This window comes from Acidovorax sp. FHTAMBA (genome assembly GCF_038958875.1).
In the GTDB taxonomy this organism is placed as follows: Bacteria; Pseudomonadota; Gammaproteobacteria; order Burkholderiales; family Burkholderiaceae_C; genus Acidovorax.
In genome coordinates, this window is the sequence record NZ_CP152407.1 from 801,071 (window position 1) to 823,515 (window position 22,445).

Here is a 22,445-nt window from a genome sequence, read left to right on the forward strand (position 1 = left end):
CAACTTTCAGGGTACCACTTCCATGTTTCAAGCCTTTGACAACCCGGGGCCGGGCCGCCCCCTGGGCCGCGCGCAGTGGATGGCGCTGCTGGCCCGGGCGCCGCTGGGGCTGCTCGAATCTGCGTTGCACGAGCATGCCACGCGCCCCGCGCGCTGGCTGCGAGCGCCCGAGACCGGCCTGATGATGGTGCAGGGCCGCGCCGGTGGCACGGGCGAGCGCTTCAACCTCGGCGAGGTCACCGTCACCCGCTGCGCGCTGCGCGTGGCCGACGCATCGGACGCCGCCGAGGCCACTGTGGGCGTGGCCTACGTGCTGGGCCGATCGCACCGCCAGGTGCAGCTGGCGGCCCTGGCCGATGCGCTGCTGCAAGACCCTGTTCAGCAACCGGTGCTGGACGCACAACTGCTCGAACCCATCCGCAACCACCTGCGTAATACGCAGGCCGAGCGCCAGGCGCGGGCTGCCAGCACCAAGGTGGACTTCTTTACCGTGGCGCGCGAGAGCGGTGCCGACAACGACGAGGACACCGAATGAGCACGAACCCCTTGGCATCGCTGGGTGCCGGATTTTCGAACGAAGCCTTTGGCAGCCAGGCGGTGTTCCGCGCGGTACTGCAGGCGCTGTCGCATCCCGGCCGCACGGTATCGGTAGAACACGACGCGCAGAACCCCTCTGTGGGGTATGCCGCATCGGCTGCCGTGCTGTTGGCGCTGCTCGACAGTGACTGCACGCTGTGGCTCTCGCCCAGGCTGGCAGCCCGTGATGCCGGTGCCTGGCTGCGTTTTCACACAGGCTGTACCTTGGTGGCCGACGCTGCGCAGGCCCGCTTCATATGGGTAGCGCAGGGCGACGCACTGCCCACGCTGGGCAGTCTGGCCCAGGGTACCGACATTTACCCCGACCAGTCGGCCACTTGTGTGGTCGACGTATTGCGTGCCGCCGAAACCACGGCGGACGCGAGTGATGCGTGGCACTTGCGTGGCCCCGGCATCCAGAAGGTGGCGGCCTTGCAGGTGGATGGTTTGCCCGACGACTTCGAGGCCCAGTGGGCGGCCAACCATGGGGTGTTTCCACGCGGTGTGGATCTGCTGCTGGCCACTGCAGACCACATCGTGGGTCTGCCACGCACCACGCGGGCAACGCGCGGTGCCACTGCCCTTCAGGAGGCCTGAGCATGTACGTAGCCGTCAAAGGCGGAGAAGCCGCCATTCTCAACAGCTACCAGTTGCTGGCCCGCCAGCGCCGGGGCGATGCGGCACAGCCTGAACTCTCGGTGGCGCAGATCCGCCAGCAGCTCAAGCTGGCGGTGGACCGCGTCATGACCGAGGGATCGGTGTACGACCCCGAGCTTGCGGCCCTTGCCATCAAGCAGGCGGCGGGCGATCTGGTGGAAGCCATCTTCCTGCTGCGCGCCTACCGCGCCACGCTGCCGCGCCTGGGCACCACGTGCCCGCTCGATACCAGCCGCATGGCGCTGGACCGGCGCATCTCTGCCACCTTCAAGGACCTGCCCGGCGGACAGGTGCTGGGCCCGACCTACGACTACACGCAACGGCTGCTCGACTTCACTTTGCTCGCGCAGGGCGAAGCAGTTGCAGCACCTGCTGCGCAAGGCAGTGCGGCGGCCTTCACGCCTCCCAACACACCGCGTGTGGTGGACCTGCTCAACCATGAAGGGCTGATCGAGACCCGCCCTGTGCCGCCGGGTGATCCCATGCCCACCGATCTCACTCGCGAGCCGCTGCGTTTCCCCGCCAGCCGGGCCACGCGACTGCAAAACCTGGCGCGGGGCGACGAGGGCTTCCTGCTCGCCATGGCGTATTCCACCCAGCGTGGCTATTCGCACTCGCACCCGTTTGTAGGCGAGGTGCGCCTGGGCACGGTGGCCGTGGAGATCGAACCCGAAGAACTGGGCTTTGCCATCGACATTGGTGATATCGAGATCACCGAGTGCGAGATGGTGAACCAGTTTGCCGGCAGCAAGAGCCAGCCACCGCAGTTCACACGCGGCTACGGCCTGGCCTTTGGCCACAGCGAGCGCAAGGCGATGGCCATGAGTCTGGTGGACCGCGCCCTGCGCGCCGACGAGTTGGGTGAGCCCGTCGAGTCCCCTGCGCAGATGCAGGAGTTCGTGCTGGGCCACAGCGACAGCCTGGAGGCCTCAGGCTTCGTGCAGCACCTGAAGCTGCCGCACTACGTGGACTTTCAGTCCGAGCTGGAGCTGGTGCGCAAGATGCGCGCCGCTGCCGCCCACCCCACAACCCCCGCAGAGGAGGACGCCGCATGAACGCCCCCATGGAACCCGCCGTGATGGGCTTGCCCGCCGACGCAGCGCCGGTGGACGGCCACTTCAACTTTGCCTACCTGGACGAGCGCACCAAGCGCATGATCCGCCGCGCCATCCTGAAGGCTGTGGCCATCCCCGGCTACCAGGTGCCGTTTGGCTCGCGCGAAATGCCGCTGCCCTATGGCTGGGGCACGGGCGGCATCCAGGTCACCGCGTCCATCATCGGCCCGCAGGACTGCCTCAAGGTCATCGACCAGGGATCGGACGACACGGTCAACGCGGTCAACATCCGCCGCTTCTTCGAGCGCACCACCGCCGTGGCCACCACCACCCGCACGCGCGAGGCCACTCTGATCCAGACGCGCCACCGCATCCCCGAGACACCGCTGGCCGAGGGCCAGGTCATCGTCTACCAGGTGCCGGTGCCCGAGCCCATGCAACGCCTGGAGCCGCGCGAGACCGAAACGCGCACCCTGCACGGCCTGGCCGAGTACGGGCTCATGCATGTCAAGCTCTACGAGGACATTGCGCGCTACGGCCACATCGCTACCACCTACGACTACCCCGTGCTGGTCAATGGCCGGTACGTGATGGCGCCGTCGCCCATCCCCAAGTTCGACAACCCCAAGATGCACATGAACCCCGCGCTGCAGCTGTTTGGTGCGGGCCGCGAAAAACGCATCTACGCCGTGCCGCCCTACACACCGGTGGAGAGCCTGGGTTTTGAGGACCACCCGTTCGAGGTGCAGCGCTGGGACGCCGCCTGCGCGCTGTGCGGCGCCACGGACAGTTTTCTGGACGAGGTCATCACGGACGATCAGGGCGGGCGCATGCACGTGTGTTCGGACTCGGACTACTGCCAGGAGCGCCAAGCACAGCAGGTGCAGCAGGCCGAATCTGCGCAGGTGGAAGGCGGCGCCGCATGAGCGCTGTGCACATCCGCGAAGCCGGGCAGGCCGACCTGGAGAGCGTGCTGGCGCTGTATGCCGCCATTGAAGACAGCCCGGCCGACGTGCTGACCCTGGAAGAAGCCCAGGCCGTGTGGGCCCAGTTCGCCCGCTACCCCAGCTACCGCCTGTGGGTGGCCTGCGACCCCGCGCAGCACGGCGCCGTGGTGGGCACCTATGCGCTGCTCGTCATGCACAACCTGGCGCACCGGGGCACGCCCTCGGCCATCGTGGAAGACGTGGTAGTGGCACAGGACCAGCAGGGCCGAGGCATTGGCCGCCAGATGATGGCCCACGCCATGCAGCAGGCGCGCGACGCGGGCTGCTACAAGCTCGCGCTCTCGTCCAACGCCCGCCGCAAGGGCGCGCATGCCTTCTATGAATCCCTGGGCTTTGCGCAGCATGGCCTGAGCTTTGTTGTCGAGACCCTCACATGAATCACCCCGAACCTTCTGCGCCGCTGCTGAGCGTGCGCAATGTCAGCAAGCGCTATGGCGACCGCGTGGCGCTGCAAGGCGCGTCCTTTGATCTGTGGCCGGGCGAGGTGCTGGCCGTGGTGGGCGAGTCGGGCTCCGGCAAGTCCACGCTGCTCAACGCCATTGCGGCGCGCAGCGCCCCGGACGAAGGCACGGTGCAGTTCCGCCAGCGCAGCGGCGAGCTGCAGGACATCTATGCCATGTCCGAAGCCCAGCAACGCTTGCTGGCGCGCACCGACTGGGGCTTTGTGCACCAGAACGCGGCGGACGGCCTGCGCATGGATGTGTCCGCCGGTGCCAACGTGGGCGAGCGCCTGATGGGCCTGGGCGAGCGCCACTACGGCCGCCTGCGCGCCACGGCCACGGAATGGCTGCAGCGCGTGGAGATCGATGCCGCGCGCATCGACGATGCACCGCGCACGTTTTCAGGCGGCATGCGCCAGCGCCTGCAGATTGCGCGCAACCTGGTCACGCAGCCACGTCTGGTGTTCATGGACGAACCCACCTCGGGCCTTGATGTGTCGGTGCAGGCGCGCCTGCTGGACCTGCTGCGCCAGCTCACGCGGCAGATGCAACTGGCCGCCATTGTGGTCACGCACGACCTGGCCGTGGCGCGCCTGCTGGCGCACCGCATGGTGGTCATGCAGCGCGGCCGCGTGGTGGAGGCGGGCCTGACCGACCAGGTGCTCGACGACCCGCAACACCCTTATACCCAGCTCCTCGTTTCTTCGGTACTGCAGCCATGAACCAGTCTTCCATTGCGCCCATTCTCCAGATGCAAGGGGTGACCAAGCGCTTCACCCTGCACCACCAGAACGGCATCGAACTGCCTGTGCTTGCCCAGGTGGACCTGGCCGTGCAGCCCGGTGAATGTGTGGTGCTGGACGGCCCCTCGGGCATGGGAAAGAGCACGCTGCTCAAGATGATCTACGCCAACTACCGGGTCAATGCGGGGCGCATCACGGTGCGTTCGGCCGATGGCGCCGTGGTGGATGTGACGCAGGCCACGCCGCGTGCGCTGGTGCAGCTGCGGCGCGACACCGTGGGCTATGTCAGCCAGTTCCTGCGGGTCATCCCGCGCGTGTCGGCGCTGGACGTGGTGGCAGAGCCGCTGGCCGAAGACGCGGGGGACGACCCTGCAGGTATCGAGGCAGCGCGTGAGGCTGCCCGCCAGTGGCTGACCCGCCTGCGCATTCCCGAGCGGCTGTGGCACCTGCCACCCGCCACCTTCTCCGGCGGTGAGCAGCAGCGCATCAACATCGCCCGCAACATGATCAAGCCCAAGCCGCTGTTGTTGCTCGACGAGCCCACCGCATCGCTCGATGCGGCCAACACCGAAACGGTGATTGCGATGATCCGCGAGGCGGTGGAGCGCGGGGCGGCCTTGGTCGGCATTTTTCACGACGCCCAGGTAGGTGCCGCCGTGGCCACGCGTCGCGTGAACGTGGGTGACTTTCGGGGAGCATCGGCATGACTGCGACCGTGTTCAAGAACGCCCGCATGGTGCTGCCGGGCGAAGTGGTGCAGGGCAGCCTGCAAGTGGATGGCGGGCGCATCGCGTCGCTGGACAGCGGGGCCACCTCGGCCCTGCAAGGCATCGACCTGGGGGGCGACTACCTGTTGCCGGGCCTGGTGGAAATCCACACCGACAATTTTGAGCGCCACCTCATGCCGCGCCCCAAGGTGCAATGGGCCGAGATGCCCGCACTGCTGGCGCACGACGCAGAGATTGCGGCCGCAGGCATCACGACGGTGCTGGACGCGCTGGGCGTGGGCGAGGCCGATGTGGACAGTCTGCGTGGCAGCGCCTGGAACCGCGTGCTCGACACCATCGACACCTGCACCGAGCGCAACCTGCTGCGCGCAGACCATCACCTGCATGTGCGCTGCGAGCTGCCCGCACCCAACACCATCGACCTGTTCGAGCCCTTCCACGGCCACCCGCGCCTGTCGCTGATCTCGCTGATGGACCACACCCCGGGCCAGCGCCAGTGGGAGAACATCGAGCAGGCGCGCACCTACTACACCGGCAAGAAGGGCTGGAGCGCCGATAAGTTCGAGCGCCAGGTGGCGCATGCGGCCACGCTGCAGGCGCAATACGCCGAGCCGCACCGCGCGTACTTTGTGGACTACTGCCGCACGCATGGCATCTCGCTGGCCAGCCACGACGACACCACTGTGGCGCATGTGGAGCAGGCCCATGCCGAGGGGGCGGCCATGTCGGAGTTCCCTACCACGTTGGCCGCTGCCCAGGCCGCGCACGAGCGCGGGCTGCTCACCGTGATGGGCGGGCCCAACGTGGTGCGCGGCGGTTCGCACTCGGGCAACGTGGCGGCGGCTGATCTGGCGCGCCGCGGGCTCTTGGACATCCTCTCGTCCGACTACGTGCCCGGCAGCCTGCTCAGCGCGGTGATGCGGCTGGTGCAGGAGGGCATCCTGCCCCTGCCACAGGCCGTGGCCACCGTCACCCGCAGTCCGGCCAAGGCGGCGGGCATGGCTGATCGCGGTGAGCTGTCGCCCGGCCTGCGCGCCGACTTGGTGCAGGTGCACATGGCCGAGCTGCCGGATGGCAGCCGCCAGGCCGTGGTGCGCGGCGTATGGCGCGAAGGCCAGCGCGTGCTGTAGAAAAAATAAGCCAAATTGGCATCCAACGCTCTCACAGCAAGCGCTACTAGCTATTGAGTTTGTAGTGCGCAGGGTGCTGCATCCGCTCACTTGCGCTGACACCCAAACTTCCCGAAACCGTCAAGCCACTGTCACGCAAGCTCCGCACACTGCGGTTGTCTAGACAGATTTTTCAGGAGATCCACCATGTCCACTGCCCTGCGCATCCAGCGCCTGAACAAGCACTTTGCCAATGGCAAGCACGCGCTGCGCGACATCGACCTGACGGTGCAGTCGGGCGAAATGGTGGCACTGATCGGGGCCTCGGGTTCGGGCAAATCCACGCTGCTGCGCCATGTGGCCGGCCTGGTGGTGGCCGATGGCAACAGCGAGTCGCTGGTGGAGGTGGATGGCCGCTGCGTGCAGCAGGGCGGACGCATCCACAGCGACATCCGCAAGGTGCGTTCGCAGGTGGGCTTTGTGTTTCAGCAATTCAACCTGGTGGACCGCCTGCCCGTGTTGATGAACGTGCTGGTGGGCCTGCTGCACCGCACGCCCTCGTGGCGCGGCTGGCTGCGCATGTTCAAGCCGCAGGAGCGCGCCCTGGCGCTGGAGGCCCTTCACCGCGTGGGCATTGCCGAGTGCCATGCGCAGCGCGCGTCCACCCTGTCGGGCGGGCAGCAGCAGCGCGCCGCGATTGCGCGCACCCTGGTGCAGGGCGCCAAGGTGGTGCTGGCCGACGAGCCCATTGCGTCGCTGGACCCCGAGTCCTCGCGCAAGGTCATGGACATTCTTGCGCGCATCAACCGCGAAGACCGCTGCACCGTCATCGTGTCGCTGCACCAGGTGGATGTGGCCATCAAATACTGCCCGCGCGTGGTGGCGTTGCACCACGGGCAGGTGGTGTACGACGGCCCCTCGGCCGCCCTTACGCCCGCACTGTTGCGAAGCCTGTATGGCGTGCACGCCGACGAAATCCTTGCGGACGCCATGCCCTTGCATCCGGTGGCTGCGCCGGTTGCTGCACCAACCCCTCAGTGGGCACCTGCCATGGTTCGCGCTGCCTGATCGGGCAGTGATTCTTTGTCTTCCCTCTGGAGTTTCCCCATGTTCAAAAAACTGCTTTCCGCGCTCGCTCTGGGTTTGGGTCTTTCCGGCGCCCACGCCCAGGACATCAACTTCGGCATCATCTCCACCGAGGCCACGCAGAACCTCAAGGCCGACTGGCAGCCACTGCTGGACGACATGGCCAAGCAGACGGGCTTCAAGATCCGCGCCTTCTTTGCGCCGGACTACGCCGGCATCATTGAAGGCATGCGCTTCAACAAGGTTCAGGTGGCCTGGCTGGGCAACAAATCGGCCATGGAGGCGGTGGACCGCGCCAACGCCGAAGTCTTCGCGCAGATGGTCAATGCCGACGGCACCCAGGGCTACTACTCACACCTCATCGTGCACAAGGACAGTCCTCACAACACGCTCGACGACGTGCTCAAGAACGGCAAGTCGCTCAGCTTTGGCAATGGCGACCCCAACTCCACTTCGGGCTTTCTGGTGCCCGGCTACTACGCGTTTGCGCAAAACAAGGTCGACGTGAAAACCCACTTCAAGATCGTGCGCAGCGCCAACCACGAGACCAATGCGCTGGCCGTGGCCAACAAGCAGGTGGACGTGGCCACCAACAACAGCGAAAACCTGGACAAAATCAAGGAGCGCCAACCCGAGAAGTTCAAGGACATCAAGATTGTCTGGACCTCGCCGTTGATCGCGCTCGATCCTCTGGTTCTCCACAAGGAAATGCCCGAGTCCACCAAGACCAGGATCCGCGACTTCTTCTACAACTACGCCAAGACCGATGCGCGCGAGAAAGAGATCGTGATGAAGATCTCCAAGCTCTCGGGCTTCAAGCCATCGACCAATGCCCAGCTGATGCCCATTCGCCAGCTCGACCTGTTCGGCAAGCGCAACAAGATCGAGAGCGATGCCACCCTGGCCGATGCCGACAAAAAGTCGCGCCTGGCCGAGATCGACCAACAGCTGGCGTCGCTGAAGTAAGCCGCTCGTATTTCATTGCTGCCCGGGTGTCTCCATGTCCTCTGCTCTGAATCCTTCGCTGGCAGCCCTCGCCAGCCATACGGCGCCCAGGCGCAGCCTGGTGTGGTACCTGTCGTGGGGCATCCTGCTCGTGCTGCTGGCAGCGTCCTGGAAGGGCGCGGACATGCGCCCGCTGGACTTGCTGAGCGACTCGGGCAACATGGCCCGCTATGCGGCGGAGTTCTTCCCTCCCAATTTTTCGCAGTGGGAGCTTTATGTGCAGGAGATGCTGGTCACCCTGCAGATTGCGCTGTGGGGCACGGCGCTGGCGGTGATCACGGCAGTTCCGCTGGCGCTGCTGGCCTCCTCCAACATCGTGCCCTGGTGGGTCTACCAGCCGGTGCGCCGGGTGCTCGATGCGTTCCGCGCCATCAACGAAATGGTGTTTGCCATGCTGTTCGTGGTGGCCGTGGGGCTGGGGCCGTTTGCGGGCGTGCTGGCGTTGTGGATCCATACCTCGGGTACGCTGGCGAAACTGTTCTCCGAAGCGGTGGAGGCCATTGACCCGCAACCCGTGGAGGGCATCCGCTCCACCGGAGCCAGTGCACTGCACGAAATCATCTACGGCGTTATTCCGCAGGTGATGCCTCTGTGGATTTCTTTCACGTTGTACCGCTTTGAAGCCAATGTGCGCTCTGCCTCGGTGGTGGGCATGGTGGGGGCGGGCGGCATTGGCGTGGTGCTGTGGGAAATCATCCGGGGCTTCCAGTACGCCGAGACCTGCGCCGTGATGCTGATCATTGTGGTCACGGTGAGCGTCATCGACCTCGTCTCCGCCCGCATCCGCAAGGCTTTGGTCTGACAAGGAAAGACGATGGCATTGAGCCTTGAAGACATCACCCACCTGCTCGCAACCCGCGGCGTGAACCAATACGGCCGCGAGGCGGTCAGCCAGCTGGAGCATGCACTGCAGTGCGCGCAGTGGGCCGAGAAGTCGGGCGAAACCCCGGCCACGATCGTTGCGGCCCTGTTGCACGACCTGGGCCACCTGCTGGCGCCCGGGGGCGACACGGCCGAACAGGACGACCTGCACCAGTACATGGCAATCCCGTTCCTGCGTGGCCTGCTGCCCGACGCGGTGCTGGAGCCCATCCGCCTGCATGTGGATGCCAAGCGCTACCTGTGCACGATGGAGCCGGGCTACTGGGAGACGCTCTCGCCCGCGTCGCAGCACAGTCTGGTGCTGCAGGGCGGAGCCTTCACGGCCCAGGAAGCGGTCCTGTTCGCCGCCCAGCCCTTCGCCCATGAGGCCATCCGTCTGCGCCGCTATGACGACCATGCCAAGGTGCCAGCGCTGGCCACGCCGCCACTGGGCTACTACATGGCGATGGTGGAGCGTCTGGCCCAGCGCCCTGAGGCTGATGCTGTGGTCGATCCTGTAGCCGTTGCGTCGTAAACATCCGCAGGCGGTTCGCGTCAGCCTCCTTTGCCGGTTCCCATCCAGCCCAGGTCCATGGGCCGGTCTTCAAACTCGGTGTTCAGTACCACGGTGCTGGTCGTGCGTGCCACGCCTGCAATGGCCTTGATCTCGTAGATCACATCTTCCAGCGCACGCGCGTGGGTGGTGCGGATCTTGGCCAGAAAGTCGTACTCGCCCGCCACGCTGTGCAGCTCTTCTACCTGCGGCATGGCGCGCAGGCGCGGTGCCACGTCCCGGCAGTGGATGCCGCCGTCGTTGCGGATGGCCACAAACGCGGTGAAGTTCAGGCCCACGCGCTCCGGGTCCACGCTGATGGAAAAGCGGCGGATCACGCCCTTGTCCAGCATCTTCTTCACGCGCTCGTGCACGGCGGCGGTCGAGAGGCCCACCTCGGCGCCCACTTCGGCATAGGAACGCCGGCCATCTGCACCAAGCGCCGAAATAATTCTGGCGTCCATGTCATCCGTCTGAATATTTGCTTGCATATGGCCCTGATTTTGGTAAAAATTCCGTAAACGCTCGGATTTCCATAAATTATTCGGTCAGGTGAAGAATATGCCGGCAATTTTCAATGCGCAAGCCCGTAAGCAACGCAACTGGATGGTGGCGGTGGCACTGGTGCTGGTTTACGTGGTGTGGGGCACCACGTATTTCGCCATCGGCATTGCCTTGGAGAGTTTGCCGCCGCTGCTGATGAACGCCATCCGCTTTTTGTGCGCAGGCGGCGTCATGCTGCTGCTTGCGGTGTGGCAGGGGCACGCTCTGCCCACACGCGCCCAGTGGCGCAACTCGGCCCTGGTAGGTGGGCTCATGGTGTTTCTGGCCATGAATTTCATTGGCTTTGCACAAAAGCTGGGCATCGGCTCGGGCCTGATGGCCACGGTGGTGACCACCATGCCGATGTGGCTGGCGTTGTGGTCGCGCTGGGGCGGCGAGCGTGTGCCCTTCACCAGCTGGGTTGGCCTGGCGCTGGGGGTGGTGGGCGCACTGCTGCTGGCGCTGGAGGGTGATTTTTCGGCCACCTGGCTGGGCGCCTTGCTGGCGTTTGGCGCTCCACTGTGCTGGAGCATCGGCTCGTACGCCTCGCGCAGACTGTCGTTGCCGGCACCGGCCATGGCCGCAGCCGCGCAGTGGTTTGCTGGTGGTGCCATGGGGCTGGTGGTGGCGTTGTGGTTCGAGCCGTTGTCTGCGCTGGGCCAGGTGAGCGCCAGGTCATGGGCTGCATGGATTTATCTGCTGGTGTTTGGCACGCTGGTGGCGCTCAATGCCTATTTGTGGCTGCTGCAGAACACGTCGGCTGCGTTGGCGGGGAGTTATTCGTTTGTGAACCCGGCGGTGGCGTTGCTGGTGGGGGTGGCGCTGGGGGGCGAGTTGTTGACGGGGTGGGTGTTTGCGGCATTGCCGCTGATTGCTGCGGCGCTGGTTTTTATCTTGTATGGCAAGGCGCTGCAGGTGTGGTGGGCGGGGCGGCGGGCGTGGTTGATGGGGTATCGGGCGGGGTAGGCGGGGTGGGGGCAGGTGGGTGGAGGCTGTGTGCATCTCTTCCCCAACCTGTTCGGGCTGAGCTTGTCGAAGCCTGGGTTTGCGCGCTGGTTTGGGTGGCGTGCCGTTGCATAGGGCGGAGGCCGGGAGTCGTCCGGCGGCGAGTAACTTTCTTTCGCGTCGCCGAAAGAAAGTCACCAAAGAAAGGGCGCCCCCCAGTCTGCGACCCCTTCGCTGTGCGAAGGGGCAAACCTGCGTCGGGGCGGTTGCGGGGTGCGCCGTGGAACTCGCTCTGCGCTGCGCGCGCCGCTCGGACAGCCACGGCGAGTCAGATTACGAGGCATGCGCGCTCCGACGCGCATGCTCACCCCTCAACTGCCCCGCCGCAGGCGCAGCCAGCAGGGGTGGGACAGCCGAACATCCGAACATCCACACGGGCCATTGCTTCGCTCGGCCTCGCGGTCGCGGCGCGAAGCGCCTGCGTGTTCGGGCCGAGCGAAGCGCAGCGAAGCAATGGCCCGTGTGGAAGTCCGATCCCCGGGTTCCCTTCAGGATGCGCCGAGGAGCGGAGGTTTTGGCGGATCAGGGCTCGCGTCTGTTTGAGTGACGCGAAGCGGCGCGAGTTGAGCGAGACCCCGCCAAAACCGAGCACCGCAGGTTGCCCGCAGGGAAGCGAAGGGACGCAGCGTGTAGGGTCGCCTTCTCTTTGGTGACTTTCTCTTGGCGAGACAAGAGAAAGTTACTGCGCCGCCGGGCGCACACCCCGGCTCCCGCCCTGAACAAAGGCATGCTGCCAGATCAGCGCCCAAGCCCTGGCTTCGACAAGCTCAGCCCGAACGGTTGGGGATGACGCCCAGGCTTCGACGGGCTCAGCCCGAACGGGTGGGGCGGTGCAAATGCTTCAAACATAATAGCACCTACCGCTTAAAGGACGGGCGCTGTAAGCCAATTTCATCGAAAAACGACTGACTTCGACGAATCTCAACCAACATCCGGCACCACCGCCGTCGCCTCAATCTCCACCTTCGCCCGGTCCTCCATCAACCCCGCCACCTGCACACAGGCCATGGCCGGGAAGTTCTTGCCCAGCACCTCGCGGTACACGGCGCCCAGCTCCTTCAACCGCGCGTTGTATTCCGTGCGGTCCACCACGTACCAGGTCAGCCGCACCAAGTGCTCAGGCCCTGCGCCTCCGGCTTCCAGCACAGCCCGCACGTTCAACAACGTCTGCCGCGTTTGGTCGATGAAGTCATCGCTCTCAAACTGCTGCTGCGCATTCCAGCCGATCTGGCCGCCAGTAAAAACCATCGTGCCGCGTGCGGCAACGCCGTTGGCATACCCCTTGGGGGTGACCCAGCCCTCGGGCTGCAAAAGGGCGTGTTGCAGTGTCATGGTGCTTTCACTTCCGCTTGAGGGGTTGCAGCGGCCTGGCGCAGCTTGAAGCGTTGCAGCTTGCCGGTTTCGGTGCGGGGCAGCGCGGTCACGAACTCGACCACGCGCGGGTATTTGAACGGGGCGATGGTGGCCTTCACATGGTCCTGCAAAGTTTTCACCATGGCGGCATCACCCGTGTGGCCGGGTTTGAGCACGCACACGGCCTTGACCACCATGCCGCGTTCTTCGTCGGGAACGCCGATCACGCCGCACTCGGCCACAGCCGGGTGGCGCAGCAGGGCGTCTTCCACCTCGGGGCCGCCCACGTTGTAGCCGGCGGTGATGATCATGTCGTCATCGCGCGCCTGGTAGAAGAAATAACCGTCGGCGTCCTGCGTGAACGCGTCGCCCGGGTAATTCCAGCCGTCCTTCACGTATTTGGCCTGGCGCGGGTCATCCAGGTATTTGCAGCCCGTGGGGCCAATCACCGCGAGCTTGCCTACGGTGCCGCGTGGCACCTCGTTGCCATCGTCATCCACCACCTTGGCGGTGTAGCCGGGCACCACCTTGCCGATGGCGCCTGTCCGCGCCTCGCCACCTGCCGATGAAATGAAGATGTGGAACATCTCCGTGGCGCCGATGCCGTCCGTCATGTCGATGCCGGTGGCGTCCTTCCACAGCTGGCGCGTGGCGTCGGGCAGGCCCTCGCCCGCGCTCACGCAGATGCGCAGTTGCGGCAGCCCGATCTTCTTCGCGAAAGGAGCCATCTGCCGGTAGAACGTGGGCGCGGTGTAGCTGATGGTGACGCCCGCGTCGCGCATCAGCGTCACCATGGTTTCGGGCGTGTAGGGCTGGTCGGGGAAGTACACACTGGCCCCGGCCCACATCGGAAACACCAGCAGCCCGCCCAGTCCGAAGGTGAACGCCAGCGGTGGCGAGCCCGCCACGATGTCGTCGGGCGTGGCCTTGAGCACATGGCGTGGCCAGGCCTCGCAGCCTGCCAGCACGTCGCGGTGCGTGTGCACGGCGGCCTTGGGTGCGCCTGTGGTGCCCGAGGTGAATGCCATCAGCGCGATGTCATCGGCCGATGTGGGGCAGGGCTGCATGCTGCCGGGCTTGCCTTGGGCGCGCTGCAGCAGGTCGGCAGGATCCGTGGCGGTATGAAAGGGCACGATGGTGGTCAGCACGGGGTGCTGGTCTTGCGCCGCCGCCAGTTCGGCCAGCAGGCGGCCATCGCACAGCGCCAGCGTGGGCTGGGCGCGCTCGATGATGTTGGCCAGCTCACCCGCGCGCAGCAGCGGCATGGTGGCCACCGCTATCAGCCCGGCGTAGACCGTGCCCAGCCAGGCCAGCGCCATCTCCACCGTGTTGCCGCCGCGCAGCAGCACGCGGTTGCCGGGCACCAGGCCGTGGTCCTGCGTGAGCACCTCGGCAATGCGCGCGGCCTCGGTGCGGGCGTCGCGGTACGTGTAGGTGCGGTGCGGGCCGCGCAGCAACGGGCGGTCGATGTTGCCGGCCCGCTCGGCCCGCTCGGCCTGGTCGAACAGGGCGTGCACCAGGTTGGCCTGATCCGGAATCTGCAGCTCGGGCAGGTCATAACGCAGCGTGGGCCAGGCGCTTTGTGGCGGCAGGCGGTCGTGCACAAAGTGGTCGGGCTGGGCGGAAGAAACACTCATATTCAGATCACTCCTGCAAAGCGGCCTTGCCAATGATGAGTTGCTGCACCTCGGTGGCGCCTTCGTAGATGCGCAGCGAGCGGATGTCTCGGTACAGCGATTCGACCTTGCTGCCCACCTCCACGCCGCGCCCGCCGTGCAGCTGCAGCGCCATGTCGATCACACGCTGGGCGTTTTCGGTGGCGGTCATTTTTGCCATTGCGGCTTCGGCGGTCACCCGGGCTTGGCCTTGATCGCGCAGCCAGGCCGCGCGGTAGGTCAGCAGCGCGGCGCTGTCCACCAGCGCGGCCATCTCGCCGATCCTGGCCTGCGTGAGCTGGAAGTCGGCGAGCGTCTGGCCGAACATGCGGCGCTGGCGCGCGTGGTGCACCGCCTCGGCCAGTGCTCGGCGCGCCATGCCCAGGGCGGCGGCGGCCACCGATGCGCGAAAGATGTCCAGCGTGCGCATGGCCAGCTTGAAGCCGCCGTTCTCTTCACCCAGCAATGCCGTGGCAGGCACGGTGCAGTTGGTGAACAGCAGGGTGGCCAGCGGGTGCGGCGCCATCACGTGGATGTGTCGCGAGGCGTCCAGCCCCGGCGTGTTCGCATCGACGATGAAGGCGCTGATGCCGCGCGTGCCGCCTGCCGGGTCGGTCTTGGCAAACACGCAGTAGAAGTCGGCAATGCCGCCGTTGCTGATCCAGGTCTTGGTTCCGGTGAGGGAATAGGAGTGTTTTTGGCCGCTAGCGGTTGATGGATAAGCGCTGGTAGCTACTGTTTGCATAGCGCTCACGTCCGAGCCCGCTTCGGGTTCGCTCAGTGCGAACGCCGCAATCAATTCCCCGCGCGCCACGCCCTGCAGGTAGTGCGCCTGCTGCGCCGGGCTGCCCGCCAGCGTGATCGCGCCGCTGCCCAGCCCCTGCATCGCGAACGCAAAGTCCGCCAGCGGCGAGTGGTAGGCCAGCGTTTCGCGCAGCAGCACCAGCGCGCGCGAGTCGAGCGCGGGAAGGGCGCCGCCGTGGGCGGCAGGCACGCAGTAGCGCAGCCAGCCGCCCGCGCCCAGGCGCTGCACCCAGTCGCGGCAGGCGGCGCGGTCATCGGTTTCATCGACCTCTTGCGCGGCTGCCCAGGGCACCAGGCCCTCGGCGAGGGTGCGGTGGGCATCGTCAAAAAAGGGCAGGGCCAGGTGCGCCGTCGAGGGCGGGCGTGGGGCCGGGGGCGTTGCAACGTGCATGGGTTCAATCTCCCTGGAATACGGGCTTTTGCTTGGCGGCAAACGCCTCATACGCCCGTCGGAAGTCTTCCGTCTGCATGCAGATGGCCTGGGCCTGCGCTTCGGCTTCGATGGCCTGCTCGATGGTCATGCTCCACTCCTGGCTCAGCATGGTCTTGGTCATGCCGTGGGCGAAGGTGGGGCCGTCGGCCAGTGCGCGCGCCGTGGCCTGCACGTTGGCCAGCAGGTCGGCGCTTTCATACAGGTCGTTGAAGAAGCCCCAAGCCAGGCCTTCGTGCGCCGTCATCGCGCGGCCTGTGAACAGCAGCTCGCTGGCGCGGCCCTGGCCGATCATGCGCGGCAGCAGCGCACAGGCGCCCATGTCGGCACCGGCCAGGCCCACGCGGGTGAAGAGAAAGGCCGTTTTGGTCGCCTCGGTGCCGTAGCGCATGTCGCAGGCCAGCGCCATCATCGCGCCCGCACCTGCGCAGATGCCGTCGATGGCGCCCAGCACGGGCTGCGGGCAGGCACGCATGGCTTTCACCAGGTCGCCCGTCATGCGCGTGAACTCCAGCAGCTCGGGCATGGTCATGGTGGTCAGCGGGCCGATGATCTCGTGCACGTCGCCGCCCGAGCAGAAGTTGCTGCCTGCGCCGGTCACCACGATGGCCTTCACGTCGGTGGCGAAGCGCAGCGCATAGAAAAAATCGCGCAACTCGGCATAGCTCTGGAAGGTGAGCGGGTTCTTGCGGTCCGGCCGGTTGAGCGTGACGGTGCCCACCCCATCGGCAAAGCTCCAGGCAAAGTGCTCGGCCACATAGCTGGCCTGCGGGTTGAACTGCTCGCGCATGGGGTTGCTCGCCCCGATGTAGTGCTTCATTCGGCTGTCTCCTTAGAGCGTGTCATGAACTTTTACGTGCCCACGAAAGTCGGGGAAAGGCCCGACAACTAGGCGCAGGACGCGCCGCAGTATGGATACTGCAAGCGGCCTGCAACAACGTGGGCGGGCCTTTCCCCGGCTTTCCCGAAGGGTTGGGCCAAAAGGCCAGCGCTCGCTGCGTTGCAGTCCTTGCCAAGGCACGGGCCTTGGCGGCGGCCTGCGCCTTGCGATCGCAGGCCTTGTGGCCCAACGTGGGTACGTAAAAGCTCATGACACGCTCTCGTTGTTCTGTGTGTGTTCCTTCACCTTGCCCAGCAGGCGGTACAGGGTGGCGATGTCGCGCTCGCCCAGCGCGGCGAAGGCCTCGACGATCCATTGCTCGTGCTGGCGCGCCATGGTGTTGAACTGCGCGCGGCCCTGCGGCGTGAGGCGCACCAGGTAGGCGCGGCGGTCGCCTTCCACATCCATGCGCTCGACCAGCCCCTCGGCCACGAGCTGGTCGGTGATGCCGGTGATGTTGCCGCTCGTCACCATCATGCGGCGCGAGAGCTCTTTCATCTTCATGCCGTCCGGCGCGCGCTCCAGTTGCGCCATCAGGTCAAAGCGTGGCAAGGTGGTGTCGAACTGCGCGCGCAGGTGGCTGCGTACCTGCTTTTCGATGAGCTGGGTGCAGGTGAGCAGGCGCAGCCACAGGCGCAAGGCCTCGGGGTGCTCGCTGGGGGCAGCGCCGTGCAGGCGGGCTTCGAGATCCATGGTGGCTTACTCGATTGCTTCAATTTTGGTAGCTGCTTGCGCTTGACTGGTAAGCGCTGCGACCTGTTTTTGTTTTGAAATCTCGCGCAGCATCTGGTCGCGGCCGCTGTGGTATTGCACAGGCCAGTCGGTGTGCGCTGCGGCCACAGGGCCCAGCTGCGCGGCGGCGTGCAGCGTCCAGGCCGGGTCGGCCAGGTGGGGGCGTGCAATGGCACACAGGTCGGCGCGGCCGGCGGCGATGATGCTGTTGGCGTGGTCGGCCTCGGTGATCGCGCCCACCGCCATGGTGGCAATGCCCACCTCGTTGCGGATGCGGTCGGCAAACGGCGTCTGGTACATGCGGCCGTACACGGGGCGCGAGTCGCGCGTGGTCTGGCCGGAGGAGACGTCAATCAGGTCGGCGCCCGCGGCCTGGAACAGGCGTGCGATGGCAATCGCGTCGTCAGCGGTGTTGCCATCCGGGAGCCAGTCGTGGGCCGAAATGCGTACGCTGAAGGGCTTGTCATCGGGCCACACGGCGCGCAGCGCGGCGAACACTTCCAGCGGGTAGCGGCAGCGGTTGTCCAGGCTGCCGCCATAGTCGTCCGTGCGCTGGTTGGTGACGGGGCTCAAAAAGCTGGCCAGCAGGTAGCCGTGTGCGCAATGCAGTTCCAGCCAGTCAAAGCCGCAGGCCACGGCCCAGCGGGCGCTCTCTACAAACGCGGCGGTCACGCGGTCCATGTCGGCGCGGGTCATGGCAGCGGGGGTCTGGTTCTGTGCACCGTAGGCGATGGGGCTGGCGGCCAGCAGGGGCCAGTTGCCCGCCTCCAGCGGCTCGTCCGTGCCCTCCCAGCCCACGCGGGTGGAGCCCTTGGGGCCGCTGTGGCCGAGCTGCAGGCCGATCATGGCCGTGCTGCTGCCGTGCACAAAGTTCACGATGCGCGCAAAGGCGGCTTGCTGCGCGTCATTCCACAGGCCCGTGCAGGCGGGGGTGATGCGCCCTTCCGGCGTGGGGCTGGTCATTTCCACCATCACCAGCGCTGCACCGCCCAGGGCCCGCGCGCCCAGGTGCACCAGGTGGAAGTCCTGCGGCACGCCCTCGACCGCGCTGTAGGTGGCCATGGGCGAGACGACGATGCGGTTCTTCAGAGTCACGCTCTTTAACGTGAAGGGTGTGAGCATGGGCGGCACGGCGGCCTTACCTCCGGCGAGCCACGCCTCGTACCCCTCCAGCCACGCTGCATCGCGCAGCCGCAGGTTCTCGTGGCTGATGCGCTGGCTGCGCGTGAGCAGCGAGTAGGTGAACTGCTCAATGGGCATGCCGGTGTAGCGCGCCACGTTTTCAAACCACTCGGTGCTGTTGCGTGCGGCGTTCTGGATCTTGAGCACCTCCACGCTGCGGCGTGCCTCGTAGTGCTGCAGCACTTCGTCGATGGGCAAGCTGGTGGCGAACTCGTTGGCCAGGTCGATGGCGTCTTCCAGCGCCAGCTTGGTGCCGCTGCCAATCGAGAAATGTGCGGTGTGCGCGGCGTCGCCCATCAGCACGATGGGCACCTGCTTGCTGCCGATAACTTCGCGGTGCACCCAGGTGTTGCAGATCACACGCGGAAAACGGATCCAGTTGGCCGAGCCGCGCAGGTGCGTGGCGTTGCTGATAAGCGCGTTGCCGTCCAGGTATTTGGCAAACAACTTCTCGCAAAACGCAATCGCCTCGGGTTGCTCCATGGCGTCCAGGCCGTGGGCCTTCCACACAGTCTCGGGCGTTTCGATGATGAAGGTGGAGGTGTCGGCATCGAACTGGTAGGCATGCGCCTGGAACCAGCCATGCTCGGTCTGTTCGAAAGCAAACGTAAAAGCATCCAACTTTTTGTGTGTGCCCAGCCAGACAAAACGGCACTCGCGCAGGTCGATATCGGGCTGGTAGGTGGTGGCGTAGCGGGTGCGGATGCGGCTGTTCAGGCCGTCGCTGGCAATGACCAGGTCGGCGTTGTACTGCGTAGCCAGCGCCTGGTCGTCGGCCACGTCGGTCTCGAACACCAGCTCCACGCCCACCGCCAGGCACCGGTCCTGCAGGATGTTAAGCAGCCGCTTGCGGCCAATGCCGCAAAAGCCGTGGCCGGTGGAGCGCACGCTGCGGCCCCTGAAGAACACCTCGATATCGTCCCAATGGTTGAACGCATCGCCGATGAGCGCTGCCGTGGGCGCATCGGCCGCTTGCAGGTTGGCCAGCGTCTGGTCCGACAGCACCACGCCCCAGCCGAAGGTGTCGAACGGCCGGTTGCGCTCCACCACGGTGACACTGTGCGCCGGGTTCTGCTGCTTCATCAGCAGGGCGAAATAAAGGCCTGCGGGGCCGCCGCCAATGCAGAGGATGTTCATGGGAAAATAGTTTAGGCTTAAACAAAGTGCTGTCAATGGGGCGTTCCCGGCGAAGCCCCCAGGGTTCCATGGGGTGTTGACGCGCCGCAGCGAACTTTTCAAGATGCGGCGCATGAAGCACTTGCTGCACACCCTGGAGGGGCGGCTGGCGACTTTGCCGGTGCCCATGGCGGTCCAGCTACCCGCGGGCCAGAAACTGGGCGCACCTGACCCGGCGGTGACCTTGCGCTTTCGCGACCGCATGGCGCTGGTAGCGCTGGCCACGGGCGAGATTGGCAACGTGGGCGCCGCCATCGTCGAGGGGCGGGTGGCGCTGGAAGGCGGCATGCGCGACCTGATGGCCGCTGCGGCAGGGCTGCTGACGCGCGATCCGGCGCGCGACCACCACGATGGCTGGTGGCACCGTGTGCTGGCACGCGCGCGGTCGATGGCGGTGCACACGCTGGCGCACGACGCGCGCCATGTGCAGTTTCACTATGACTTGTCGGATGACTTCTATGCGCTGTGGCTCGACCCGCGCCGCGTGTATTCGTGTGCCTACTACCGCGCGCCAGACCTGACGCTGGCCAAGGCTCAAGAGGCCAAGCTCGACCACATCTGCCGCAAGCTGCAGCTGCAGCCTGGGGACCGGTTCCTGGACATTGGCGCGGGCTGGGGCGGGCTGCTGCTGTGGGCGGCCGAGCACTATGGTGTGAACGCCACAGGCATCACCCTGTCACGCAACCAGCACGCGCATGTGCAGCGGCTGATCCATGAACGCGGTCTGCAAGGCCGTGTGCGGGTGCATTTGCAGGACTATCGCGAGCTGGAGACCCACCGGAGCTTTGACAAGATCGCGTCGGTCGGCATGTTCGAGCATGTGGGCCGCGCGCAGATGGGGCGCTACTTTGATACCGTGTTTCGCTTGCTGCGCCCCGGCGGGCTGGTGCTGAACCACGGCATCACTGCGGGTGCGGTGGACAACGCGCAGTTGGGTGCAGGCATGGGCGACTTCATTGAGCACTACATCTTTCCGGGTGGGGAGCTCTTGCATGTGAGCGCGGTGCTGCACGACATGGCCCGCGCGGGGCTGGAGATGGTGGACACAGAAAACCTGCGGCCCCACTACGCGCGCACCCTGTGGGCGTGGTCCGACGCCCTGGAGGCCCAGCTGCCTGCGGCCCGGGAGGTGCTGGCCGCACAGGGTGGGGCGCAGCAGGGTGATAAGGTCTTGCGTGCATACCGCCTGTATCTTGCGGGCAGTGCCCTGGGGTTTGAGCGCGGCTGGATGGCACTGCACCAGATGCTGGCCACCAGGCCCGATGGAAATACGGCCACAGGTGCCTTGCCCGGCGCACAATCGGTCTACCCTTTCACTCGCGACTACATCTACTCCCCTGGTTGGAACCAGAAAGACACATCACCATGCTCTACAAGTTCAAATCCCGCGCCGCAGCCGACCTGATCATGCTGGAACCCCAGGGCCGCCAGATTCTGGAAATCATCGGCAAGACACCTGGCGCCAATGGCATCGTGACGGCCGCCCAGATCCCCGCAGCCATCGCCGCGCTGGAGGCCGCCGTGCTGGCAGACGAAGCACAACCCGCGGTGGAGGACGAGACCGAAGAGGAAGCTGCCAACAACGAACGCAAAGACACGGTGCGCCTGCGCCAGCGGGCCGCCCCTTTTATCGACATGCTCAGGCGCAGCGCGGCAGAGAATGTCGATGTGGTGTGGGGCGTGTAAGAGGCACTTCGCAGCAGACTCAGTCCACCTTCGCCCCCGACGCTTTCACCACCTGCGCCCACTTCTTGTGTTCGCTGTCGATGTGCTTGGCAAATTCGGCGGGGGTGTTGCCACCGGGAATCGCCCCCTGCGCCATCAGACGCTCCTTCATCGCAGGTGAAGCCAGCGACTTGGCCACCTCCTGCTGAATCCGGTTCACGATCTCGGGCGGCGTGCCTGCCGGGGCCAGCAGCCCAAACCACGAACTGGCCTCGTAGCCCCTGAGCGATGGCCCACCGGCCTGTTCCACGGTGGGAATGTCGGGCAGCGCGCCGGAGCGCTCGGCACTCGTCACCGCCAGCGCCGTCAGTTTGCCGCCCTTGATTTGCGCCATGGAGGAGGGCAGGTTGTCAAACATCACATCTGCATTGCCCGCCACCATGTCCATCAGCGCAGGGCCCGATCCCCGGTAGGGCAGATGCAGCATGTACGTGCCCGTCATGCTCTTGAAAAGCTCCCCCGCCAGGTGGATCGATGTGCCATTGCCACTGGACGCCATGTTCAATTTGCCCGGATTGGCTTTGGCCACCCGGATGAAGTCCTGCACGTTCTTCACGCCCATCTGCCGCGCCTTGTCGGCGTTCATCACCATCACATTGGGCACTGCCGCCACCAGCGTGATGGGGACAAAGTCCTTGATGGGATCGAAGGGTAATTTGGCATACAGCGCACGGTTGATGCCGTGCGTGCCCACGGTGCCCATCAGCAAGGTGTATCCGTCACCGGGCGATTTCGCCACGATATCGGCTCCCACGTTGCCGCCGGCGCCGGCGCGGTTGTCCACGATGAACTGCTGGCCCAGTGCCGCACTGAGGTCCGGCACCAGCGCGCGGGCCAGGATGTCGGTGGTGCCGCCCGGCGCGAAGGGCACGATGATGCGCACGGGCTTGTTGGGCCACGCCGCCTGCGCGTGCGCGGCCGTGGTCGCCAAAGCGGAGAACGAACCAAGTGCCAACACAGCAATGGTGGACAGGGCGTGGCGACGGTGTTGTTGAGCGATCCGGATCATTGTGTGCCTTTCATATGTGTGCTGTGCTCATTGTTTTAAGCGCGGCGCACTGATCCGTGCAGATGGATAACCCGCATCGCAGTGGGCTGCGCTTCGCAGGTGTGCCCTGTTTCAGGAGTTACAACCGAGTC

Annotated in this window: 23 protein-coding genes; 15 read left to right on the forward strand and 8 right to left on the reverse strand. The window is 65.8% G+C overall.

The window, feature by feature from the left end; all coding sequences use genetic code 11:
• Positions 1 to 22 precede the first annotated feature (22 nt).
• The 12 genes from phnG (at position 23) to AAFF19_RS03780 (ending at position 9,802) form a co-directional block, all read left to right on the forward strand.
• On the forward strand, positions 23 to 535 hold the full coding sequence (gene phnG, locus AAFF19_RS03725; protein WP_121422099.1) for a phosphonate C-P lyase system protein PhnG: 513 nt from the start codon (positions 23 to 25) through the stop codon (positions 533 to 535).
• Complete coding sequence (phnH, locus tag AAFF19_RS03730; RefSeq protein ID WP_182119686.1) at positions 532 to 1,173, forward strand: phosphonate C-P lyase system protein PhnH; 642 nt, start codon at positions 532 to 534, stop codon at positions 1,171 to 1,173. The genes phnG and phnH overlap by 4 nt, the downstream gene beginning before the upstream one ends.
• 2 nt (positions 1,174 to 1,175) lie before the next feature.
• Positions 1,176 to 2,288, forward strand: a complete 1,113-nt coding sequence (locus AAFF19_RS03735) for a carbon-phosphorus lyase complex subunit PhnI (protein WP_008903095.1) — start codon at positions 1,176 to 1,178, stop codon at positions 2,286 to 2,288.
• On the forward strand, positions 2,285 to 3,214 hold the full coding sequence (locus tag AAFF19_RS03740; protein ID WP_008903094.1) for an alpha-D-ribose 1-methylphosphonate 5-phosphate C-P-lyase PhnJ: 930 nt from the start codon (positions 2,285 to 2,287) through the stop codon (positions 3,212 to 3,214). The genes AAFF19_RS03735 and AAFF19_RS03740 overlap by 4 nt, the downstream gene beginning before the upstream one ends.
• Positions 3,211 to 3,672 (forward strand): GNAT family N-acetyltransferase, encoded by a 462-nt coding sequence (locus tag AAFF19_RS03745; protein WP_008903093.1) that lies wholly within the window; start codon positions 3,211 to 3,213, stop codon positions 3,670 to 3,672. The genes AAFF19_RS03740 and AAFF19_RS03745 overlap by 4 nt, the downstream gene beginning before the upstream one ends.
• Positions 3,669 to 4,457, forward strand: a complete 789-nt coding sequence (phnK, locus tag AAFF19_RS03750; protein ID WP_008903092.1) for a phosphonate C-P lyase system protein PhnK — start codon at positions 3,669 to 3,671, stop codon at positions 4,455 to 4,457. The genes AAFF19_RS03745 and phnK overlap by 4 nt, the downstream gene beginning before the upstream one ends.
• Entirely contained in the window at positions 4,454 to 5,185 is a 732-nt protein-coding gene (phnL, locus tag AAFF19_RS03755; protein WP_182119688.1) for a phosphonate C-P lyase system protein PhnL, read from the forward strand. The genes phnK and phnL overlap by 4 nt, the downstream gene beginning before the upstream one ends.
• On the forward strand, positions 5,182 to 6,336 hold the full coding sequence (locus AAFF19_RS03760; protein ID WP_342721341.1) for an alpha-D-ribose 1-methylphosphonate 5-triphosphate diphosphatase: 1,155 nt from the start codon (positions 5,182 to 5,184) through the stop codon (positions 6,334 to 6,336). The genes phnL and AAFF19_RS03760 overlap by 4 nt, the downstream gene beginning before the upstream one ends.
• A gap of 186 nt (positions 6,337 to 6,522) precedes the next feature.
• On the forward strand, positions 6,523 to 7,383 hold the full coding sequence (gene phnC, locus AAFF19_RS03765) for a phosphonate ABC transporter ATP-binding protein (RefSeq protein WP_008903089.1): 861 nt from the start codon (positions 6,523 to 6,525) through the stop codon (positions 7,381 to 7,383).
• A 39-nt stretch (positions 7,384 to 7,422) separates the two neighbouring features.
• Complete coding sequence (gene phnD / locus AAFF19_RS03770) at positions 7,423 to 8,367, forward strand: phosphonate ABC transporter substrate-binding protein (RefSeq protein ID WP_182119690.1); 945 nt, start codon at positions 7,423 to 7,425, stop codon at positions 8,365 to 8,367.
• Positions 8,368 to 8,401: 34 nt separating this feature from the next.
• Positions 8,402 to 9,208, forward strand: a complete 807-nt coding sequence (gene phnE / locus AAFF19_RS03775) for a phosphonate ABC transporter, permease protein PhnE (RefSeq protein WP_034695282.1) — start codon at positions 8,402 to 8,404, stop codon at positions 9,206 to 9,208.
• Between the two features lie 12 nt (positions 9,209 to 9,220).
• On the forward strand, positions 9,221 to 9,802 hold the full coding sequence (locus AAFF19_RS03780) for a phosphonate degradation HD-domain oxygenase (protein WP_008906441.1): 582 nt from the start codon (positions 9,221 to 9,223) through the stop codon (positions 9,800 to 9,802).
• Between the two features lie 20 nt (positions 9,803 to 9,822).
• On the opposite strand, the gene AAFF19_RS03785 is transcribed toward AAFF19_RS03780, so the two are convergent.
• The gene (locus AAFF19_RS03785) at positions 9,823 to 10,284 is read right to left on the reverse strand and encodes an Lrp/AsnC family transcriptional regulator (protein ID WP_008906442.1); all 462 of its coding nucleotides are present in this window, start codon (positions 10,282 to 10,284) and stop codon (positions 9,823 to 9,825) included.
• Between the two features lie 97 nt (positions 10,285 to 10,381).
• On the opposite strand from AAFF19_RS03785, the gene AAFF19_RS03790 reads away from it, so the two are divergent.
• Positions 10,382 to 11,329 (forward strand): EamA family transporter, encoded by a 948-nt coding sequence (locus tag AAFF19_RS03790; RefSeq protein WP_034695283.1) that lies wholly within the window; start codon positions 10,382 to 10,384, stop codon positions 11,327 to 11,329.
• Positions 11,330 to 12,289: 960 nt separating this feature from the next.
• Here the strand turns inward: AAFF19_RS03790 and AAFF19_RS03795 are convergent.
• The 6 genes from AAFF19_RS03795 to AAFF19_RS03820 form a co-directional block, all read right to left on the reverse strand.
• A complete protein-coding gene (locus tag AAFF19_RS03795; protein ID WP_008907120.1) occupies positions 12,290 to 12,700 on the reverse strand; it encodes a RidA family protein in 411 nt (136 codons plus the stop codon).
• Positions 12,697 to 14,358: an AMP-binding protein gene (locus AAFF19_RS03800; RefSeq protein WP_008907121.1), complete on the reverse strand. Its 1,662-nt coding sequence runs from the start codon at positions 14,356 to 14,358 to the stop codon at positions 12,697 to 12,699. The genes AAFF19_RS03795 and AAFF19_RS03800 overlap by 4 nt, the downstream gene beginning before the upstream one ends.
• A 7-nt stretch (positions 14,359 to 14,365) precedes the next feature.
• The gene (locus tag AAFF19_RS03805) at positions 14,366 to 15,571 is read right to left on the reverse strand and encodes an acyl-CoA dehydrogenase family protein (protein ID WP_342721342.1); all 1,206 of its coding nucleotides are present in this window, start codon (positions 15,569 to 15,571) and stop codon (positions 14,366 to 14,368) included.
• A 4-nt stretch (positions 15,572 to 15,575) separates the two neighbouring features.
• Positions 15,576 to 16,430: an enoyl-CoA hydratase family protein gene (locus tag AAFF19_RS03810; RefSeq protein ID WP_008907123.1), complete on the reverse strand. Its 855-nt coding sequence runs from the start codon at positions 16,428 to 16,430 to the stop codon at positions 15,576 to 15,578.
• 267 nt (positions 16,431 to 16,697) lie between these two features.
• Positions 16,698 to 17,183, reverse strand: a complete 486-nt coding sequence (locus AAFF19_RS03815) for a MarR family transcriptional regulator (protein ID WP_182119698.1) — start codon at positions 17,181 to 17,183, stop codon at positions 16,698 to 16,700.
• 6 nt (positions 17,184 to 17,189) lie between these two features.
• Positions 17,190 to 19,541: a bifunctional salicylyl-CoA 5-hydroxylase/oxidoreductase gene (locus AAFF19_RS03820; RefSeq protein WP_342721343.1), complete on the reverse strand. Its 2,352-nt coding sequence runs from the start codon at positions 19,539 to 19,541 to the stop codon at positions 17,190 to 17,192.
• 112 nt (positions 19,542 to 19,653) lie between these two features.
• Here AAFF19_RS03820 and AAFF19_RS03825 point away from each other — a divergent pair, with 112 nt between their 5' ends.
• Positions 19,654 to 20,985: a class I SAM-dependent methyltransferase gene (locus tag AAFF19_RS03825; protein ID WP_182119700.1), complete on the forward strand. Its 1,332-nt coding sequence runs from the start codon at positions 19,654 to 19,656 to the stop codon at positions 20,983 to 20,985.
• Positions 20,946 to 21,266 (forward strand): DUF1840 domain-containing protein, encoded by a 321-nt coding sequence (locus tag AAFF19_RS03830; protein WP_182119701.1) that lies wholly within the window; start codon positions 20,946 to 20,948, stop codon positions 21,264 to 21,266. Before AAFF19_RS03825 ends, AAFF19_RS03830 begins: the two co-directional genes overlap by 40 nt.
• A gap of 19 nt (positions 21,267 to 21,285) precedes the next feature.
• Here the strand turns inward: AAFF19_RS03830 and AAFF19_RS03835 are convergent, their stop codons facing one another.
• A complete protein-coding gene (locus AAFF19_RS03835; RefSeq protein ID WP_182119702.1) occupies positions 21,286 to 22,314 on the reverse strand; it encodes a tripartite tricarboxylate transporter substrate binding protein in 1,029 nt (342 codons plus the stop codon).
• Positions 22,315 to 22,445 lie beyond the last annotated feature (131 nt).

What these genes read in the sequence shown, in the direction of transcription:
- phnG (WP_121422099.1), top strand. Translation starts at nt 23, where the DNA reads ATGTTTCAAGCCTTTGACAACCCGGGGCCGGGCCGCCCCCTGGGCCGC.
- phnH (WP_182119686.1), top strand. Translation starts at nt 532, where the DNA reads ATGAGCACGAACCCCTTGGCATCGCTGGGTGCCGGATTTTCGAACGAA.
- AAFF19_RS03735 (WP_008903095.1), top strand. Translation starts at nt 1,176, where the DNA reads ATGTACGTAGCCGTCAAAGGCGGAGAAGCCGCCATTCTCAACAGCTAC.
- AAFF19_RS03740 (WP_008903094.1), top strand. Translation starts at nt 2,285, where the DNA reads ATGAACGCCCCCATGGAACCCGCCGTGATGGGCTTGCCCGCCGACGCA.
- AAFF19_RS03745 (WP_008903093.1), top strand. Translation starts at nt 3,211, where the DNA reads ATGAGCGCTGTGCACATCCGCGAAGCCGGGCAGGCCGACCTGGAGAGC.
- phnK (WP_008903092.1), top strand. Translation starts at nt 3,669, where the DNA reads ATGAATCACCCCGAACCTTCTGCGCCGCTGCTGAGCGTGCGCAATGTC.
- phnL (WP_182119688.1), top strand. Translation starts at nt 4,454, where the DNA reads ATGAACCAGTCTTCCATTGCGCCCATTCTCCAGATGCAAGGGGTGACC.
- AAFF19_RS03760 (WP_342721341.1), top strand. Translation starts at nt 5,182, where the DNA reads ATGACTGCGACCGTGTTCAAGAACGCCCGCATGGTGCTGCCGGGCGAA.
- phnC (WP_008903089.1), top strand. Translation starts at nt 6,523, where the DNA reads ATGTCCACTGCCCTGCGCATCCAGCGCCTGAACAAGCACTTTGCCAAT.
- phnD (WP_182119690.1), top strand. Translation starts at nt 7,423, where the DNA reads ATGTTCAAAAAACTGCTTTCCGCGCTCGCTCTGGGTTTGGGTCTTTCC.
- phnE (WP_034695282.1), top strand. Translation starts at nt 8,402, where the DNA reads ATGTCCTCTGCTCTGAATCCTTCGCTGGCAGCCCTCGCCAGCCATACG.
- AAFF19_RS03780 (WP_008906441.1), top strand. Translation starts at nt 9,221, where the DNA reads ATGGCATTGAGCCTTGAAGACATCACCCACCTGCTCGCAACCCGCGGC.
- AAFF19_RS03785 (WP_008906442.1), bottom strand. Translation starts at nt 10,284, where the DNA reads ATGGACGCCAGAATTATTTCGGCGCTTGGTGCAGATGGCCGGCGTTCC.
- AAFF19_RS03790 (WP_034695283.1), top strand. Translation starts at nt 10,382, where the DNA reads ATGCCGGCAATTTTCAATGCGCAAGCCCGTAAGCAACGCAACTGGATG.
- AAFF19_RS03795 (WP_008907120.1), bottom strand. Translation starts at nt 12,700, where the DNA reads ATGACACTGCAACACGCCCTTTTGCAGCCCGAGGGCTGGGTCACCCCC.
- AAFF19_RS03800 (WP_008907121.1), bottom strand. Translation starts at nt 14,358, where the DNA reads ATGAGTGTTTCTTCCGCCCAGCCCGACCACTTTGTGCACGACCGCCTG.
- AAFF19_RS03805 (WP_342721342.1), bottom strand. Translation starts at nt 15,571, where the DNA reads ATGCACGTTGCAACGCCCCCGGCCCCACGCCCGCCCTCGACGGCGCAC.
- AAFF19_RS03810 (WP_008907123.1), bottom strand. Translation starts at nt 16,430, where the DNA reads ATGAAGCACTACATCGGGGCGAGCAACCCCATGCGCGAGCAGTTCAAC.
- AAFF19_RS03815 (WP_182119698.1), bottom strand. Translation starts at nt 17,183, where the DNA reads ATGGATCTCGAAGCCCGCCTGCACGGCGCTGCCCCCAGCGAGCACCCC.
- AAFF19_RS03820 (WP_342721343.1), bottom strand. Translation starts at nt 19,541, where the DNA reads ATGAACATCCTCTGCATTGGCGGCGGCCCCGCAGGCCTTTATTTCGCC.
- AAFF19_RS03825 (WP_182119700.1), top strand. Translation starts at nt 19,654, where the DNA reads ATGAAGCACTTGCTGCACACCCTGGAGGGGCGGCTGGCGACTTTGCCG.
- AAFF19_RS03830 (WP_182119701.1), top strand. Translation starts at nt 20,946, where the DNA reads ATGCTCTACAAGTTCAAATCCCGCGCCGCAGCCGACCTGATCATGCTG.
- AAFF19_RS03835 (WP_182119702.1), bottom strand. Translation starts at nt 22,314, where the DNA reads ATGATCCGGATCGCTCAACAACACCGTCGCCACGCCCTGTCCACCATT.